12 protein-coding genes and 2 pseudogenes are annotated in these 17,152 nt (G+C 39.3%); 10 read left to right on the forward strand and 4 right to left on the reverse strand.

Annotated features, from left to right (window positions below; translation table 11 throughout):
- Nucleotides 1-479: pseudogene (locus DYI81_RS11140) on the reverse strand (alkyl hydroperoxide reductase subunit F); the annotation flags it as partial.
- Nucleotides 480-713: 234 nt separating this feature from the next.
- Here DYI81_RS11140 and DYI81_RS11145 point away from each other — a divergent pair.
- Entirely contained in the window at nucleotides 714-929 is a 216-nt protein-coding gene (locus DYI81_RS11145) for a DUF1653 domain-containing protein (protein WP_106985835.1), read from the forward strand.
- Nucleotides 930-1,015: 86 nt separating this feature from the next.
- Here the strand turns inward: DYI81_RS11145 and DYI81_RS11150 are convergent, their stop codons facing one another.
- Nucleotides 1,016-1,222, reverse strand: a complete 207-nt coding sequence (locus DYI81_RS11150; protein WP_106985834.1) for a KTSC domain-containing protein — start codon at nucleotides 1,220-1,222, stop codon at nucleotides 1,016-1,018.
- 402 nt (nucleotides 1,223-1,624) lie between these two features.
- Between DYI81_RS11150 and DYI81_RS11155 the strand changes: the two are divergent.
- Nucleotides 1,625-2,674, forward strand: a pseudogene (locus DYI81_RS11155) (linear amide C-N hydrolase).
- Between the two features lie 104 nt (nucleotides 2,675-2,778).
- Here the strand turns inward: DYI81_RS11155 and ahpC are convergent.
- Nucleotides 2,779-3,342: an alkyl hydroperoxide reductase subunit C gene (gene ahpC / locus DYI81_RS11160; protein ID WP_067767636.1), complete on the reverse strand. Its 564-nt coding sequence runs from the start codon at nucleotides 3,340-3,342 to the stop codon at nucleotides 2,779-2,781.
- A gap of 520 nt (nucleotides 3,343-3,862) precedes the next feature.
- Here ahpC and hrpA point away from each other — a divergent pair.
- The 7 genes from hrpA (at nucleotide 3,863) to DYI81_RS11195 (ending at nucleotide 15,540) form a co-directional block, all read left to right on the forward strand.
- A complete protein-coding gene (hrpA, locus tag DYI81_RS11165) occupies nucleotides 3,863-7,726 on the forward strand; it encodes an ATP-dependent RNA helicase HrpA (RefSeq protein WP_117007609.1) in 3,864 nt (1,287 codons plus the stop codon).
- A 30-nt stretch (nucleotides 7,727-7,756) separates the two neighbouring features.
- A complete protein-coding gene (locus tag DYI81_RS11170; protein ID WP_117007545.1) occupies nucleotides 7,757-8,866 on the forward strand; it encodes a beta-ketoacyl-ACP synthase III in 1,110 nt (369 codons plus the stop codon).
- A 54-nt stretch (nucleotides 8,867-8,920) separates the two neighbouring features.
- Complete coding sequence (locus DYI81_RS11175) at nucleotides 8,921-9,691, forward strand: lysophospholipid acyltransferase family protein (RefSeq protein ID WP_117007546.1); 771 nt, start codon at nucleotides 8,921-8,923, stop codon at nucleotides 9,689-9,691.
- Nucleotides 9,692-9,866: 175 nt separating this feature from the next.
- The gene (locus DYI81_RS11180; RefSeq protein ID WP_117007547.1) at nucleotides 9,867-11,897 is read left to right on the forward strand and encodes a hypothetical protein; all 2,031 of its coding nucleotides are present in this window, start codon (nucleotides 9,867-9,869) and stop codon (nucleotides 11,895-11,897) included.
- Between the two features lie 105 nt (nucleotides 11,898-12,002).
- Nucleotides 12,003-13,718 carry an AAA family ATPase gene (locus DYI81_RS11185; protein ID WP_117007548.1) on the forward strand — a complete coding sequence of 572 codons (1,716 nt, stop codon included), beginning with the start codon at nucleotides 12,003-12,005 and terminating at the stop codon, nucleotides 13,716-13,718.
- 135 nt (nucleotides 13,719-13,853) lie between these two features.
- Nucleotides 13,854-14,177: a gamma-glutamylcyclotransferase family protein gene (locus DYI81_RS11190; RefSeq protein WP_106985829.1), complete on the forward strand. Its 324-nt coding sequence runs from the start codon at nucleotides 13,854-13,856 to the stop codon at nucleotides 14,175-14,177.
- Nucleotides 14,178-14,349: 172 nt separating this feature from the next.
- Entirely contained in the window at nucleotides 14,350-15,540 is a 1,191-nt protein-coding gene (locus tag DYI81_RS11195; RefSeq protein WP_117007549.1) for an MFS transporter, read from the forward strand.
- Nucleotides 15,541-15,702: 162 nt separating this feature from the next.
- Here DYI81_RS11195 and DYI81_RS11200 read toward each other — a convergent pair whose 3' ends face one another.
- On the reverse strand, nucleotides 15,703-16,164 hold the full coding sequence (locus tag DYI81_RS11200; RefSeq protein ID WP_117007550.1) for a DUF441 domain-containing protein: 462 nt from the start codon (nucleotides 16,162-16,164) through the stop codon (nucleotides 15,703-15,705).
- A gap of 152 nt (nucleotides 16,165-16,316) precedes the next feature.
- Between DYI81_RS11200 and DYI81_RS11205 the strand changes: the two genes are divergently transcribed.
- On the forward strand, nucleotides 16,317-17,033 hold the full coding sequence (locus DYI81_RS11205; RefSeq protein ID WP_117007551.1) for a pseudouridine synthase: 717 nt from the start codon (nucleotides 16,317-16,319) through the stop codon (nucleotides 17,031-17,033).
- Nucleotides 17,034-17,152 lie beyond the last annotated feature (119 nt).

Raw genomic sequence — 17,152 nt, forward strand, 5'->3', positions numbered from 1 at the left:
TCTTGGAAGAATGCACCATCAATCATGGTTGCAGTTGTGCCTGGGTTGTAGATTGCGATCAAGTTAAGTGCTTGAACCACGTCTGGGCAGTTATGGCAGCTTAAAGATACGAATACATCGAAATCTGATTTAATACCTAAGCCTTTGATTGAAGCCAATACTTCATCAGATACTTTTGGTGCATAACCTGAAGTTTGTAGCAATGCCAAGATCAGTGATGTGAACTCATGGCCCATAGGAAGGCCCGCAAAGAATACACGCGGCTCTTCACCTGCTTTTGCAATACCGAAGCTAGGCGCACGTTTGTTTGTGCCATCGAAACGAGCAGTCACTAAGTTTGATAATGCAGCAACTTCTTCAACCAATTCTTTGATTTTGTCTGATTTGTCAGAGCCATTTAAAGTGGCAACGATTTCAATTGGACCTTCAAGGCGTTCAAGAAGAGTTTTTAATTGAGCTGAAGTATTTTGATCTAACATTGCTAACGTCTCCAAAGGAGTAAATGTATATTTGATGGGATAAGAATAAGATAAATATAAAAATAGATAAAACAGTTTGTTTTTATAAAAACAATCGGTTTTATAAATAATTGGTTAATTTCATTTGAAATTTCAACTTAATAGATAAGGTTGATTCTCTGGATTTCAAGTGAAAGTTGCATTTACGAATTAAAAATTCGTTATGATGCGATTATTTAGCGCGGAGACGAGAATATGGAATTGCAACGCGGGATTTATCAGCATTATAAAGGACCACTTTATCAAGTATTTTCAGTCGCTACACATAGTGAAACGGCAGAAAAATTGGTGGTATACCAATGCTTGTACGGTGAGTATTCGATGTGGGTTCGTCCATTAAGCATGTTTTTAGAAACAGTTGAATACAACGGGGACGTATTGCCACGCTTTAAGTTTATTCAGGCAGTTTAAGGTAGATGTGGCAGGGCTGAACAATGTAGCCCTGCATCATAAAATAACAATGCCATCAAGATTGATGGCATGAAAGCTAGAGAAATTCACTGAATGCTGAGCCGAGTAAAGTGCAAATCGTATTCTAAATATTTATGCACAAAAGCGGTTTTATCATTACATCGCATTAAATTGTCGTATACAAAAGCGGGGACAGGGTGGTAAAGATCACCTGAGCCATTATTATAAAAAATTGTTAAATAGCGTGATGATGCACTATATTTCCAGGACGTTACAGCAATCGGTGTTCCCATAAGCTACTCCCTTCGTTGATTTAATCTGAATCAATCTTTTTCATTACAGAACTTCTTCTGTCTCTTGAACTTAAGTTAAATTAAGAGATGCTAATAGCATAGATTTGTAACAAAAAATAATCAGTTTTCAAGCCAAGGTCATGAGCAATATGATGTGAATATGCTCACCATAGCGATTTGCGCGGTTAAAATAATAAATATTTGAAATTTATGATAATGAGGAGTGTATGGTCAAAAGTGCATTGTCTGTGATAAGAATTATATATCAGAACAAAGCATAAGCCGTGAAAGTTCCGCATACTGTTTGTAGGTTCACGTGTGGAGATGCAAAGTAGATTTACTCAGCACATTACAATTTAAAAAAAATATTGCGATTAAAAGATTCATCTAGAGGGTAAGCGTATGAAAAAAACGGTATGTAGTATGATGGTCATATCAGGCCTGCTATTAAGTTCTTGGGCAGATGCATGTACTCGTGTGGTATTTCAAGGGGAGCGGTAAAATGTAATGACGGTCCGCTACATGGATTGGAAAAGTGATGTGGGTACTAACCTTTGGATATTACCTTAAGGGGTGAAACGAAGTGGTAATGCAGGCAAGAACTCGACACAATGGACCTCAAAATATGGCAATGTGATTGCTACAGGCTATGATATTGCGACCACAGATGGTTTAAATGAAAAGGGTTTGAATGCCAATTTACTCTGGTTGGTAGAAGCTGAATACCCACAACTGGAGCAAACTAAAAAGCCAACACTGAGTATTTCACTTTGGGCGCAATACATGTTGGATAATTTTGCCACTGTGGCAGAAGCTGTTCAATTTTTACAAAAAGATCCCTTTGCTGTGATTTCTGATTAAGTCCCCGGCGAACAATGCTTAGCAACTTTGCATTTATCGTTATCGGATGCGACTGGGGATAGCGCGATTATTGAATATCTTGCTGGAAAGCAAGTGATTCATCATGATGCAAGTTATCAAGTGATGACCAACTCCCCAATATTTGATCAGCAATTGGCGTTAAACCAATATTGGAAGCAAATTGGTGGAACGACTTTTTTTACCGGGCACCAATCGCGCCGCTGATCGATTTGCACGTGCTTCGTTTTATATTCATGCCATTCCTAAAAATGCAGAGACTCAGTTTAGCTTAGCCAGTGTATTTAGTGTGATTCGCAATGTGCCTGTGCCTTTTGGTTTAAATACAGAAGAAGAACCAAATATTTCTTCTACGCGCTGGCGTAGTGTGGCGGACCATAAAAACTTGAAATATTACTTTGAGTCTGCTGTGTCACCGAATGTATTTTGGGTGGACTAAAACAAATTAACTTCAAGCAGTCTCAAACACGTAAGTTGAATTTAGGCAAAGATCAGGCAATTGCATACGCAGGTGATGCTACGGCTAAATTTGTAGAGACAGCCCCTTTTAGCTTTTTAGGTGTAAATCCCTAAAATGGTTATGAATGTACCAGATTTAATCTTTTAGATTATCTTTCGTAAAATAAAAAAACCGCGCTAAAAGCGCGGTTTTTTAATCAGTTTAATCTAATTAGAAATTAGATTTTACCAACTAGGTCGATTGAAGGAGCAAGAGTTGCGTCGCCTTCTTTCCATTTAGCTGGGCAAACTTCGCCTGGGTGAGCGTGTACGTATTGAGCTGCTTTAACTTTACGAAGAAGTTCAGAAGCATCACGGCCAATACCACCAGCGTTGATTTCAACGATTTGGATTTTGCCTTCAGGATCAATAACGAAAGTACCACGGTCAGCAAGGCCGTCAGCTTCGATTAATACGTCAAAGTTTTTAGCAAGAGTCCAGTTCGCATCACCAACCATTACGTATTGGATTTTTTTGATTTCTTCTGAAGAATCGTGCCAAGCTTTGTGAGTGAAGTGAGTGTCAGTAGAAACTGAGTAGATTTCAACGCCTAATTTTTTGAATTCTTCGTAGTTGTCAGCAAGGTCACCAAGTTCAGTTGGGCAAACGAAAGTGAAGTCAGCTGGGTAGAAGAATACTACAGACCATTTGCCTTTAAGATCAGCTTCAGTTACTTCGATGAACTGACCGTTTTGGAATGCAGTAGTTTTGAATGGTTTAACTTCAGTATTAATTAAGCTCATCATTGTCTCCATGATTGAGGTTTGTATTTGATTTCCAATAGAGTATCGAACTTTAAGTCATTGCTGAAATAGTATTTTTACATTACAAATATCGGAAAAACCGAATTAGAAAAATATCCACAGACTTAAAGTCAGATGATTCTGTTCATTTAGCATGAAAAATATGATGTCTAAATGACAAAATGATCGACCCAAATACTCGCTTAAGAACATGATGCCAGTGAGTTAAAAATTCAAGGGTAGATTTTAAAAAAGTCATTTTTATTTTTTATTGGACTCAAATTTGGGCATGACATTTTGTTAAAGCAGGCACAAGCAAATTTTTAAATCGTATGCACTAAAAAGTAGAGCTGAGCGGTATAGAACGGTTTGAATTGTGATGTTTGACGCTAAAGTCTATTTGAATGTTTGAAACGGGACATCAGGAGATTGGGAATCTATTTGAAAACGAGTAGAATAGGGCGTTTTCAGATAGTTGTAGGGCGTTCACTTGGTTGCAAAAGGTTTAAATGTAGAAAATATGGTGATGGCACGTGATCTTCACCGTTTAAATCGATTGCGCAAAGGCAAAGACGCCAATGAAAAGCAATATCAAGAATTATTTGAGAAATCACATCTCAAAGTACTTGAGCGTGTGGAAAGCATTCCAAACATCAAGTTGAATCAAGATTTGCCTGTAACTCAATATGCAGACAAATTGATTGATGCAATTCAAAGCAATCAAGTGATTATTGTTGCTGGTGAAACAGGTTCGGGTAAAACCACACAGTTACCTCAAATTGCAATGCTTGCAGGCCGTGGTTTGACGGGGATGATTAGCCATACGCAACCACGCCGATTGGCTGCACGTAGTGTCTCACAACGTATTGCAGAAGAAGTTGGGCAAAAACTGGGTGAGGCAATTTCTTTTAAAGTTCGTTTTAATGAACAAGGTTCGCAAGATTCTCTTGTACGCTTAATGACGGATGGTATTTTATTGGCAGAGTTGGCCAATGACCGCTTTCTCACCAAATACGATACGATTATCATTGATGAAGCACATGAGCGTTCGCTCAATATTGACTTCATCATGGGTTATCTCAAGCAATTATTGCCACGTCGTAAAGACTTAAAAGTGATTATTACGTCTGCAACATTAGATGTGAACCGCTTTAGTCAGTATTTTAACAATGCGCCTATTTTTGAAGTCGAAGGCCGTAGTTTTCCTGTAGAACTGCGCTATCGCCCTATTTCAGAACTGAGTATTGTGGGCAGTGATGACGACGAATTTGATGATTTTGAAGAAAATCTGCCCCGTGCTGTGGTGTCAGCAGTAGAAGAATGTTTTCAGGATGCGCAAACGAAAGGCCATCCAGAGCATGCTGATATTTTGATTTTTGCCAGCACTGAGCAAGAAATTCGTGAATTACAAGAAACATTAATCAAACATGGCCCACGTCATACGGAGGTTTTACCACTGTATGCACGTTTAGCTTTAGCCGAGCAACAAAAAATCTTTAACCCTACTGGGGGTGGTCGACGCATTATTATTGCCACCAACGTTGCAGAAACAGCGTTAACTGTTCCGAATATTCGTTATGTGATTGACAGTGGTTTTGCTCGTATTTCACGTTATAACTATCGCTCACGCATTCAACGTCTACCAATTGAAGCGGTATCACAAGCAGCGGCTAATCAGCGTAAAGGTCGCTGTGGTCGTATTGCACCGGGTGTGTGTATTCGTTTGTATTCGGAAGAAGATTTTCAGAGCCGTCCAGAATTTACAGAACCTGAAATTAAACGTACAAATTTGGCTTCTGTCATTTTGCAAATGCAAAGTTTAGGCTTGGGTTCATTAGAAGATTTTGATTTTATTGAGCCGCCAGATCACCGTTTAGTCAATGATGGTCGTAAGCTTTTAATTGAGCTTGGCGCAATGGCAGATAAGTCTAATGCTCAGCAAGGCAAGCATGCTCATGCCAAAGGTGACTCATTAACCAAAATTGGTCAGCAAATGGCAAAAATGCCGATAGACCCACGTTTGGCACGTATGATTTTAGGTGGTGCTCATTTTGGTGTGTTAAATGAAGTGTTGGTGATTGTGGCTGCTTTAGCTGTGCAAGATCCACGTGAACGTCCTGCCGATAAGCAAATGCAAGCAGACCAAAAACATGCTTTGTTCCGCGAGGCCGATTCCGACTTTTTGTTTTATACCAAATTATGGGACACGCTAAACGATAACCGCGAAAGCATGAGTGAAAATAAACGACGCTCATTTGCCCGTACTCACTTTTTAAGTTGGTTGCGTTTACGTGAATGGAAAAAGACGCATGAGCAGTTGGTTGACTTAGCTAAAGGTTTAAAGCTGTCATTTAACGAAAAGAAAGCCAGCTATGAAAATTTACATCGTGCTTTATTAACGGGTTTACTGTCGTTTATTGCCAACAAAACAGATGAACGAAATGTATTCATGGCGGTACGTCAGCAAAAAGCGCGTGTATTTCCAGCCTCTACCTTACATAAAACCAATACACCTTGGGTGATGGCTTTTGAAATGGTTGAAACCTCTCAGGTGTATTTGCGTACTTTGGCCAAAATTGAACCCGAGTGGATTTTGTTGGCTGCGCGTGATTTGTTAAAGCATCATTATTTTGAACCATACTGGTCGAAAAAAGCCGGTGTAGTGAATGCTTATGATCAAATTTCGTTATTTGGTTTGATTATTGAGCCGAAGCGACAAATTAATTATGAAAAAGTCGATCAACCTGCCGCACATGAAATCTTCCTGCGTGATGCGTTAACCACAGGGAATTTAGGTGTAATCCCACCATTCTTAAAGCACAATTTACTTAAACTTGAAGAAGTAGAGCGTGTAGAAGATAAATTGCGTCGTCGTGATTTGGTGGTGGATGAAGAAACGATTTATCAATTTTATGCATCTAAAGTGTCAGCTGAAGTTGCAAGCCGACGTAGTTTTGAGGATTGGCGTGCTACTGTTGAACAACAGCAACCGCGTTATTTATTTATTGAAGATGATGCACTTTGGCTGAATGACCGCCCAACAACGCAACAATTCCCAGATTATTTGCGTAATGGTGAGCTGAGATTGGCGGCTACCTATCATTTTGACCCAAGTCACGATGAAGATGGTGCAACGGTTAAAATTCCACTACAGGCCTTGCCACAAGTAGACGAGGGAATTTGGTCTTGGGGAATTCCAGGTTGGCGTGAGGACCTGATCGAAGCGTTATTAAAGTCTTTACCTAAAGATAAACGCCGTGGCTTGGTACCCATCCCAGACACTGCGAAAAAGTTGATGGCAAGACTTGATACTGTACATTTGAATCAGCATATTTTTAGCTTTTTGGCTTATCAACTGCGTGGGGATCAAATCACAGAAAAAGATTTTTCATTTGATCGTATTGAGCAATATTTACAACCACTGATTAAAGTCATTGATGAAAAAGGCCGAATGGTTGAACAAGGTCGTGATTTAAGTGAGTTAAAAGCACGTTGCCGTACAGAAACCCATAGCCCAGTCAAACAATTAAAAGGTGAATTCAAAAGCTTCCCAGAGTCTTTTGTATTTGAAGCTTCACAAAAAGTGACAGGGGTGGTGGTTAAGCAATATCAGGCCTTGGTTTCTGTAAAACCTTTTGCGAGCCTAGAGCAAAAAGATGAATCGGGTGTCGTGATACAAACCTTTAATGACCAAGCAGAAGCTGTGCGAAAGCATCGTGAAGGTGTGATTCGTTTGGTGTATATGCAATTGGGTGATGTAGTTCGTCAGTTAAAAAAACAGATTTCAAAACCTTTAGCTTTGGCATATTCGCCATTGGGTGATAAAGCAAAATTAGAGCAAATGTTAGTTTATGCCACACTACAAGTTGCAATAAATGAGCTTCCTGTCAATGAGCAGGAGTATCAAAACTTGGTTTTAAATGTAAAGAAATCTTTCTTAACTCATGGTCAGCAGGTCTTGGCCACATTAAGTGAAATTTTTATTCAATGGCAGGATATCCGTCGCAAACTGCTGGTTTTAGATGATTCTATCTTTGGAAAAAATATTGATGATATTGAAGATCAGCTAGATTTGATGAATTTATCAGATTTTGTTTATGTGAAACCAACCGATGTTTGGCAAGAATTTCCGCGTTATTTAAAGGCCTTGGTGTTGCGTTTAGATCGCTTAGCAAATAATCTGCAAAGGGACAATTCTGCCATTGATCAAGTTGACCCATGGATGGAAAAATTATTTAAGTTTAAAAACGATGCTCGACTAAAAGAATTGTATTTCATGGTCGAGGAATTACGCATTTCTTTATTTTCACAACCAATGAAAACAAAGATGCCAATTTCTCCAACCCGGTTGCAAAAACTATGGGAAAAACTTGGAATCAGTTAAGATAGTGGCAATTTCAAAAAGGAGTTTTACATGGGCATCCGCATTACAGGTACGGGTTTATATCATCCAGAAGACATTATTACCAATGAAGAGCTGGTAGAAGGTCTCAATGCTTATGTGGAACAGTATAACCAAGACAATGCTGAAAAAATTGTAGCAGGTGAGCTAGAGGCTCGTCGTGGTTCGAGCGCAGAATTTATTGAAAAAGCGTCAGGCGTAAAGCGTCGTTATGTTGCAGAGAAAACAGGTATTTTAGATCCAAAGCGTTTACGTCCATTGTTGCGTGAACGTTCAAATGATGAATTATCTATTCAAGCAGAATGGGGCGTGACTGCTGCTAAACAAGCGATGGAAAATGCAGGTGTTACTGCAGAAGACATCGATGTGGTGATTTTATCTTGCTCTAATTTGCAACGTGCATATCCAGCAGTAGCGATTGAAATTCAAACTGCGCTGGGTATTCAAGGCTATGCATACGACATGAATGTGGCTTGCTCAGCAGCGACTTTCGGTATTAAGCAAGCTTATGATGCGATTAAAGCTGGTGCTCGTCGCGTATTGTTGGTTAACGTTGAAATTACGTCGGGTCATACAGATTTCCGTTCGCGTGATTGTCACTTTATCTTTGGTGATGTTGCAACTGCATCAATTATTGAAGAAACAACAAGCAAAACTGGTTTTGAAGTGCTCGACATTAATTTGTTTACCCAGTTCTCAAACAATATTCGCAATAACTTTGGTTTCTTAAATCCAAGTGAAACGACGGATACTGATGATAAGCGTTTCCGCCAAGACGGACGTAAAGTGTTTAAAGAAGTTTGTCCTTTAGTTGCGAAAATGATTTCAAAGCAATTAGAGAAAAATGAAATTGAACCCGCAAATGTGAAGCGTTTTTGGTTACATCAAGCCAATGCCAGTATGAATGAATTAATTCTGAAATTGGTGGTAGGTAAAGAAAATGCAAAAGCAGATTTAGTACCAATTATTTTGGATGAGTTTGCAAATACGTCATCAGCAGGTGTCATTATTGCTTTACACCGTACTGCAGACCAAGTGGATGACGGTGAATATGGCGTATTGTGTTCGTTTGGTGCGGGTTATTCAGTAGGTTCAATCCTCGTACAAAAACACGTTGCATAAATCCTGATTTTAGGTCTTTATAGACTGAACAGTAAATATGTAAAAGGTACATAGGTGCAGGTACAACATGATGCAAAATGGATTGGGCGAATTAGTTCGATCTCCAAGCAATATTTTCAGCCAACTTTTTTAGGCGCAGAATATATTGATGCATCTATACCTGCAATGTATGTGGGTAATCATACGATGTATGGTGTGCTTGATGCACCGATGATTATCGACTACCTGTACAATGAACATAAAGTGGCTGTGGTTAGTATTGCTGACCATAGCCATTTTTATTTGCCTGTTTGGCGTGAGATTGTCAAAAAGTTTGGTGCGGTGGACGGTGTACAAGAATACGTCCGTAGCGTGATGCAACAAGGCTATTCCATCTTAGTTTTCCCAGGTGGTGGGCGTGAGGTGCTGAAACGTAAAGGCGAAGCTTATCAGCTGATTTGGAAAGAGCGTTACGGCTTTCTAAAACTGGCGCAAGAGTTTGGTTATGATATTGTACCTTTTGCTGCCTTAGGTGGTGATGAAGCTTATGAAATTGGTGTAGATGCTTCAACAGTAGTGAATACCAAACTTTTTCAAACCTTGCTCAAAGTCCCAAGATTAGCGAAATTGTTAAGGCATGGAGAGGTCATTCCATCTTTACCTAAAAGTTTAATTCCAAAGCGATTACCATTTTATTTTCAATTTATGCCCCGTCAAAGTCTGATGCAGATTCAAGATGTGGAGGAGTTGAAAGCATTTCGTGAGCACATACAGCAACAGATTTATCAGGGAATATCTGATTTAAAACAATATCGTGAGCAACAACACGATCTTTTTGCGCATTAAATTATACTGTAAAAACGCTTGAGTTTGACTATGCTGCATAAAGGTAGCGTAGTGCTAAAGTGTATTTCACATAAGCCATAAATTCGCTCAGGCTATAGAAAAGACTGGAGCAAATAGCGAATATTTCCTATATTGAAGAAATAAATAAAATGTATGAATCAATAAGGAGTGGGGGATGGATCAAAAAGACGTTACCACTTCTTTGGTGGCGATTGCGAAACAGTTGCTACGTATTTCACAGGGTTTAAATCGCCTGTATCTTGATCAAATTGAATTGGCAGGTAACATTACTTCGCAAAACATGTTCAAAATTGAACCTGCAAAGCAACGTATTGTTTTGGCGAATCAATTATTTTCCATTCATTTTCATACGCCAGAACGTTATACAAGCTTGGGCTGTCTAAGCTCACCAACTTTATTTGACATGCATTTTGTTGCTGGGCAACCACATGCCGAAGCGTTGGAGGAGTTCTTTTTACATGAAATTTACTTTTTAACGGGTGATCGTAAGCCACAGCATTCGCTTTTGCTCAGAAGCAAGGCGCAAAAACTTAAACAGTTACTACTTGAATATATTTATCAGTGCTGCGAGGTTGAACAGCGGGCAGAAGCTTTTTTACAGCAAATTACGCAAGTACAAGCTGAAATCACTGATCATTTAATGATAAAAGCCAAGTATTACAAAACACCGATTTTGCAAAATTTTCGCCGTAAAGGTGTCGCTATTCCAGAAGCAGTGATCGAACAATTTAAAACGATGTTTCGCTTTGATCTATTAATGGAGACAGAATTCTTGCCTGTGCAGAATTTGATGGAAAGCTTTGATGAGTTTGGCTATACCGCGACGCAGTTTTTAGATGCACCTGTGTATCGAATTATGTCTCTAAACTTCGTAGAACGCTTTAATTTAAATGATTTACAGGAACATCGAGCGGATATTGAACTGCTATATCGGCATGCGCTTGAGCAACCTAAAATGTTGGGTTTTTTACGCCTGATGCACCGTGAAGTATGGCAACAGCCAGATATTTTATCTAAGCAACATTTTGTACAGACTAATACACGAATTTGGCAAAAAAAAGCGGCGAAGCTACCGCTCTTCGATGGTATGCGCACTGTCAATTGGTTGTACCGTCAATCGAGTGAAGTGATCGATTGGGTCAGTGAAAATATTCAGCATAGCAGTGTACGTGTAGCCATGACAGCCATGAGCTTTATTGATTGTAGTCAGCAACATCCTCAAATTATTTTAGCGACGTTGCAGTATTTTCAATATGCTGCTGCTCGCATGTTTATTAGTCGGTGTTATGAGTTTGCAAATCAGGAACAGTGGTTTGAGCATCCGAACAATACCCATGCCGTTTTACAAGGGACGCAACAAGCGATGGATGATCATCGTATTGCAATAAGCCATTCTATTTTGTATTTAGATGAGTGGATGGCCTTGGTTCGTTGTATTGCACGTGAAGACCAAACACTTGAAAAACGAGTTTATGCCTCACTCAGTCGAGTGATGCAGGCGTATTTACAGCATTTGGCCAAGATTACCCAGCCTTTGGCAACCGAGTTGATTGCGTTTATACGTCCAGAAACTCAGCAAAATAGAGATTTTCACAGTACCTTAAGACGTCACCGTATTCAATTGGATGATTTTCGTCAGCGTTTCTATTTAGTTTATGAGCAATCACGGGAGTCGTTATTTGATGCTTATGTCCGTGATTATCTCACAGCATATTTTGCAGAAAATAAAGTCATTGCCAAGAATGTGACATGGTTTGGCTTATATCAGCAGGCGATTATTTGGCATGATGAAATTCAAAAAGAAGAAATTATGACCAAGCTCAAAAAAGACTGCTTAAAAGCATCATGGAGTGCGTGGAGTCATTCGCCGCAAATACAGTTTGAACAATGGTTGATTGAAGAGTTGACATCTATAGACCGCATTATTCAAGAGTCTAAAGTATTTCGGCATTGTTTGGCCGCCAGTTATGCACATCGGATTATAGAAGGTGAATATGTGGCTTTTCATGTGATGCCACTCGATTCAACGCTCGCACCGATGACTTTAGGTTGCGTATTACAAAATGAAGTCTTGATTTTTGATCAGTTGGAACATGCTCATAATAAAAAAGCTCAAGTAACAGCAACAATGATTGCCTGTCGTTTTATTGAGTTTCTGAATCTACGAAATCAACAATCCATTTGATTCAAGCAAAGTAGGATTCAATACGCGACAGACTCTGGCGGATGAAGCTTAACTTTTGAGGTAAAAGTCGGTAGGCTATAGCGGTTCTTTAATGGTATAGGTCTTATGAATCAGGAAACCGCACTCAAGTTATTAAAAGCTGGTGAAAACGTATTTTTAACAGGCTCGGCAGGTGCGGGTAAAACATATACCTTAAATCAATATATTAATTATCTAAAAGCGCGCAAGGTGACGGTTGCGATTACAGCATCTACAGGTATTGCAGCCACACACATGAATGGCATGACGATTCATACTTGGGCGGGCATAGGCATTAAAGATGCGATTTCTGAAGATGAACTCAAACGCTTAAAAGAACGTAAATATTTAAAAGAGCATTTAGAAAATGCCCAAGTATTGATTATTGATGAAATCTCGATGTTACATGCCAAGCAACTCAACTTGGTAAATAAAGTCCTGAAATTTTTTAAAGAAAGTGATGAAGCCTTTGGTGGGATTCAAGTGATTGCTGCCGGTGACTTTTTCCAGTTACCACCTGTGGGTCGTAACGAAGAACGCAATCGCGATAAGTTTTGCTTTATGTCTGAGGCTTGGGTCGAAGCCAAATTCCGCGTGTGTTATTTGACTGAGCAACACCGTCAAGGCAATGACTATTTAAATGATATTTTAAATGCAATTCGTGCGCAAACGATTGGTCCTGCACACTTAGAAGCATTAAAACAAACACGCACACAAGATATTGGCGATACCTTTACACGTTTATATACCCACAATATGGATGTGGACAGTATTAACTTCAAACATTTGAATGAAATTGAGCAGGAAGCGAAGCAATTTGATGCGCAGTGTGATGGTAATGAAAAGCTCATCGAAACCCTGAAATCATCTGTGCGTGCGCCAGAAACACTCAATTTAAAGAAAAATGCCAAAGTGATGTTTGTAAAAAACAACTTTGATGTGGGCTATATCAATGGCAGTTTGGGTGAAGTGATTGGTTTTGAAGAAGACGATGAATACGGTGTATTGCCTAAAGTTAAACTTACGGATGGTACGACTTTAATTGTGGAGCCTGAAACATGGTCAGTCGACAATGACGAAGGTAAAACTATTGCCAGTTTTCAGCAAATTCCCTTACGTTTGGCATGGGCAATTACCATTCATAAATCACAAGGTATGACTTTAGAAGCTGCTGAGATTAATCTCAGTCATACTTTTGAAAAAGGCCAAGGCTATGTTGCCTTGTCGCGTTTAAAAACCTTACAAGGCTTAAGATTATTAGGTTTTAATGAGCAAGCACTTGAGTTAGATAGTTTGGCTATTAAAGCAGATCGTCGTTTTCAAGAGCTTTCTGCAGAAGCAGAAAATCAATTTGCAGATATTGATTTAACCCCACAACATAAAGCATTTATTCGTCACTGTGGTGGCACATTAAATGAATATGAAATTGAGCGTAATGAAAAGAAAATCGCCAAAAATGGTGCGAAACAAAGTTATGGTTCAGCTACTTTGGATGAAACACGAGCATTGTTTGAAGATGGCTATGATATAGCAGATATTGCACAAGAGCGTGGTTTAACTCCAGCGACAATTATTAATCACTTGGCTCGCTTGCAAAAAGAACAGGCGCTCGATATTTCTGTTGCTCATCCGGGTGAAGAAACAGTGGAACAAGTCCGTAAAATTTATAAACGTTTGATGAAGCGTAAAGATGCCGAACATTTTAATGATGACGGTAGCATTAAATTACGTCCGATTGTGGAACAGACCAGCCCGCGTATGGGTTATGACCAAGTGCGTTTGGCTTTGTTATTTGTTGAATAGTTAATCTAAATACAGATTGAATTAATATTTTGATTCATAAATAAAGCCATTTATTTCCAACGCTTTGGGTTGAAATAAGTGGCTTTTAAATTTGAACGTTAAAGTACAGAGATAATGAAATTGGAAATACACAATATGCAAAGTTTATTTGTATACGGCACTTTACGCCTCGGTGAGCCGAATGCACATGTGATGGAGCGAATTGGTGGCACATGGTTTAAAGGTTATATATTGGGGAACTTAGAAAATAGCGGTTGGGGTGCGGCTTTAGGTAGTCCTGGAATTCGTTTGAAAGATGACGGAAATCCTGTTCAGGGCTATGTATTTATATCTGAGCATTTAGAGGATCACTGGGAATATTTGGATGAGTTTGAAGGCGTGGAATATCATCGCCAAGCTGTGACCGTATATTTAGAAGATGGAAAAGTGATGCAAAGTCAGGTGTATGCTTTGATCTAATTGAATAAGTTTGAATGATACAAAATGAGAGTAATTAATAAATTATTTACTAAAATCTAATTTTTTTGGCTTAAATTATCGTAAATAGATATTAATTTATATTTTTTGACGATATTAATTAAATCTTATATTTGTTATGTTACTGCCTTATTCAAGTAAAAGATTTTATTAAATGTCAGCAAAAGTACAATGGTTTGCAAAGGATTTACTCATCATTGGTGCTGGTTTTGCCGCTGCGATGCATATTGGTAAATTACCCGCTGCTATCCCTATTTTACAGGCTGAGCTAGGCTTAAGTTTGGTGCAGTCGGGTTTACTATTGTCCTGTATACAATGCGCAGGGATGTGCTTTGCGCTACTGATTGGTAGTTATGTATCAAAGTTAGGTTTAAAGCGTTGTGTGTTGTTGGGGCTCAGTTTACTCACTTTAGCCAGTATCTGTGCCGGACTCACGCAGTCGGTGCTGTCTTTATTTAGCATGCGAATTATAGAAGGTTTTGGCTTTTTACTGGTTACCTTGAGTGGGCCAGCGCTTATTCGCGAGTTGGCACCTATACAGAGTTTACCGGCTAAAATGGGCTTATGGGCGGCTTATATGGGCGGAGGAGTAGGCATTGCTTTAATTACTGCACCTATGTTGATTCAAAGTTGGTCATGGTCTGTGGTTTGGTTTAGTTATGCACTCATTACATTGAGCTTTTTAATTGGTATTGCATGGTTTATTCCAAATACAACGCCTTCTTCACAAGTTGTACAGCTAAAATCTTTAATTAAACTTACATTGCAGCATCAGCCAGCATGGTTACTCGCGTTGATATTTGGAACTTATGCAGGGCAATGGTTTGCTTTGGTGGGCTTTTTACCGACGATTTATGAGCAAAATCATATTGCACCTACTTTGGCGGGATTGCTTACGGCAAGTGTATCTATCGCAAATGCCGTAGGTACTTTTATCTGTGGGTTACTGTTACAACGAGGCTTGCAGGCGAAGCTGCTGGTCATTTTGGGATTTGTTGTATTAATTGCTTGTGCATTACTTTTTTATACAGCAAAAGACAGTTTGCCTTTTATGCTGCAATACGTAATGGTTTTTGGCTTTTCATTATTTGGTGGCTTGGTAGCGGGAAGTATCTTTGCACAAGCCCTACATTTTGCCCCAAGTCCTATGGCGATTAGCACGACTGTGGGGATGATTTTACAATGTTCTGCACTGTCTCAATTTTTATTACCGCCAAGTATCGCATTCTTAGTGTCTAGCACTGGAACTTGGTTGTGGGTCGGTGTGCTCATGAGTGTTCTGTCTATTCTGGGTATTGTGCTTACACAGCACTTATTTGCAATTCAGCCCAAAACTTCTGCTTAAGTTTTTGGGGGGAGCTTTGGTTGGGAGGCATTCAAAGCCAACACATTAACTCTGTTGGCTTTTGCTATAACTAAGATGTGTGAAAGTACATACAACTTTTAATTATAGAAGAATAACTTTTTTGCCATTTGATCTTTTTAGGGCGAAGCTGATCAAGCTGTGTTATTGGCCAAGCCCAATAATGAGTGACAAAATACCTGCAGCAATTAATGGTCCTACAGGTACACCTCTTAATAAAGCAACCCCAGCGACTGTACCAATCAGTAATCCAGCAACAATATTAGGCTGATTACTCATCAGTTGTACGCCACGACCACCTAACCAAGCCACAAACACACCAATAGCGATGGCAAATAAGGATTTCCAATTTAAAAAGGATTTCAAAATTTCATCGCCAGGGATTTTGCCACTTGCGATTGGTGTGAGTACACCAATGGTCAGGATGATGATGCCAATATTTAAACCATGCTGTTGCAGCAAAGGAAAATATTCACTTAAAGGCGTAATACGAAACACAATGAGCACAGCTGCTGCAATGGTTACAGCAGTGTTATGACTAAAGACACCACACGCCAATAAAACAATTAGGACAATAAGGTTTAAATCAAGGTTGGAAAGGGTCATCACGGGAGATATAGGATTTGCATTGACAAGTAGAGTATAAAGCATATTTTTACTGATCGTGGCTCAGGTCGATTTTCCGCTGCATTGTTTTGAGTTGGGTTTCAGATCATGATCCTTTAGAATATCAGGCGATTTATTTGAGATGTGCTTTTATGTTGTTGGAAAAAATGTTGCAGTCACAGGGCTTTGGTTCACGTAAATATTGCCAACAGTTAATTAAAAGCGGTGCTGTTCATATTCATGGTGAGTTGATTGATAATCTCAAATATAAAGTAAATTTGGATCAGTTAGCGTTTCAAGTTTATGGTCAAAACTATGTTTATCGAGAAAAAGTTTATATCGCCCTACATAAGCCTAAAGGCTATGAATGTTCACATCAGGCTACCCATCATTTTAGTGTGTTTGAGTTTTTTGATGATGCGCTAATGAATCGAGGTTTACAGTGTGTGGGCCGCTTAGATCAAGACACAACAGGCTTGTTGTTGTTAACGGACGACGGTCAGTTTTTGCAGGCTTTAACGCATCCTAAAAAGCATGTGCCAAAAGTTTATGAAATGTATACGGCCGATGATGTAACAGACGCGCAGCTACAACAGCTTGAGCTGGGTGTAGAGCTACGCAATGAAAACGGTATATTTGCTGCTACAGAAGCTATGCGCTTAGCAGAGAAGCAACTACGTTTTACTGTGCATCAAGGTGTGTATCATCAAGTGAAACGCATGGTTGCGGCTGTAGGGAATAAGGTAGAGCAATTACATAGGGCGCAGATTGGGCAATTGGGCTTGGAACAGTTAAATCACTTAGCAGAAGGTGAGTGGGTTTATTTAACTGAGGCGCAAATTGAATTAGCAAAGCAACGCGCTGAATAGCTTTTTAAAGTTAAATTGACTGATATGTTGTGCATGCGTGGATTGGAACTACGCATGCGATTGATAGATGCTGTTGTTGCATGATTTTGTTTAAATACAAAGATCGCTGAATTTACAAA

The organism is Acinetobacter sp. SWAC5, from assembly GCF_003419885.1.
GTDB lineage: Bacteria > Pseudomonadota > Gammaproteobacteria > Pseudomonadales > Moraxellaceae > Acinetobacter > Acinetobacter cumulans.

Coding starts and splice junctions, on each gene's coding strand:
- DYI81_RS11185 (WP_117007548.1), top strand. CDS start 12,003: ATGAATCAGGAAACCGCACTCAAGTTATTAAAAGCTGGTGAAAACGTA.
- DYI81_RS11190 (WP_106985829.1), top strand. CDS start 13,854: ATGCAAAGTTTATTTGTATACGGCACTTTACGCCTCGGTGAGCCGAAT.
- DYI81_RS11150 (WP_106985834.1), bottom strand. CDS start 1,222: ATGGGAACACCGATTGCTGTAACGTCCTGGAAATATAGTGCATCATCA.
- DYI81_RS11205 (WP_117007551.1), top strand. CDS start 16,317: ATGTTGTTGGAAAAAATGTTGCAGTCACAGGGCTTTGGTTCACGTAAA.
- DYI81_RS11200 (WP_117007550.1), bottom strand. CDS start 16,164: ATGACCCTTTCCAACCTTGATTTAAACCTTATTGTCCTAATTGTTTTA.
- ahpC (WP_067767636.1), bottom strand. CDS start 3,342: ATGAGCTTAATTAATACTGAAGTTAAACCATTCAAAACTACTGCATTC.
- DYI81_RS11170 (WP_117007545.1), top strand. CDS start 7,757: ATGGGCATCCGCATTACAGGTACGGGTTTATATCATCCAGAAGACATT.
- DYI81_RS11180 (WP_117007547.1), top strand. CDS start 9,867: ATGGATCAAAAAGACGTTACCACTTCTTTGGTGGCGATTGCGAAACAG.
- DYI81_RS11195 (WP_117007549.1), top strand. CDS start 14,350: ATGTCAGCAAAAGTACAATGGTTTGCAAAGGATTTACTCATCATTGGT.
- hrpA (WP_117007609.1), top strand. CDS start 3,863: ATGGTGATGGCACGTGATCTTCACCGTTTAAATCGATTGCGCAAAGGC.
- DYI81_RS11145 (WP_106985835.1), top strand. CDS start 714: ATGGAATTGCAACGCGGGATTTATCAGCATTATAAAGGACCACTTTAT.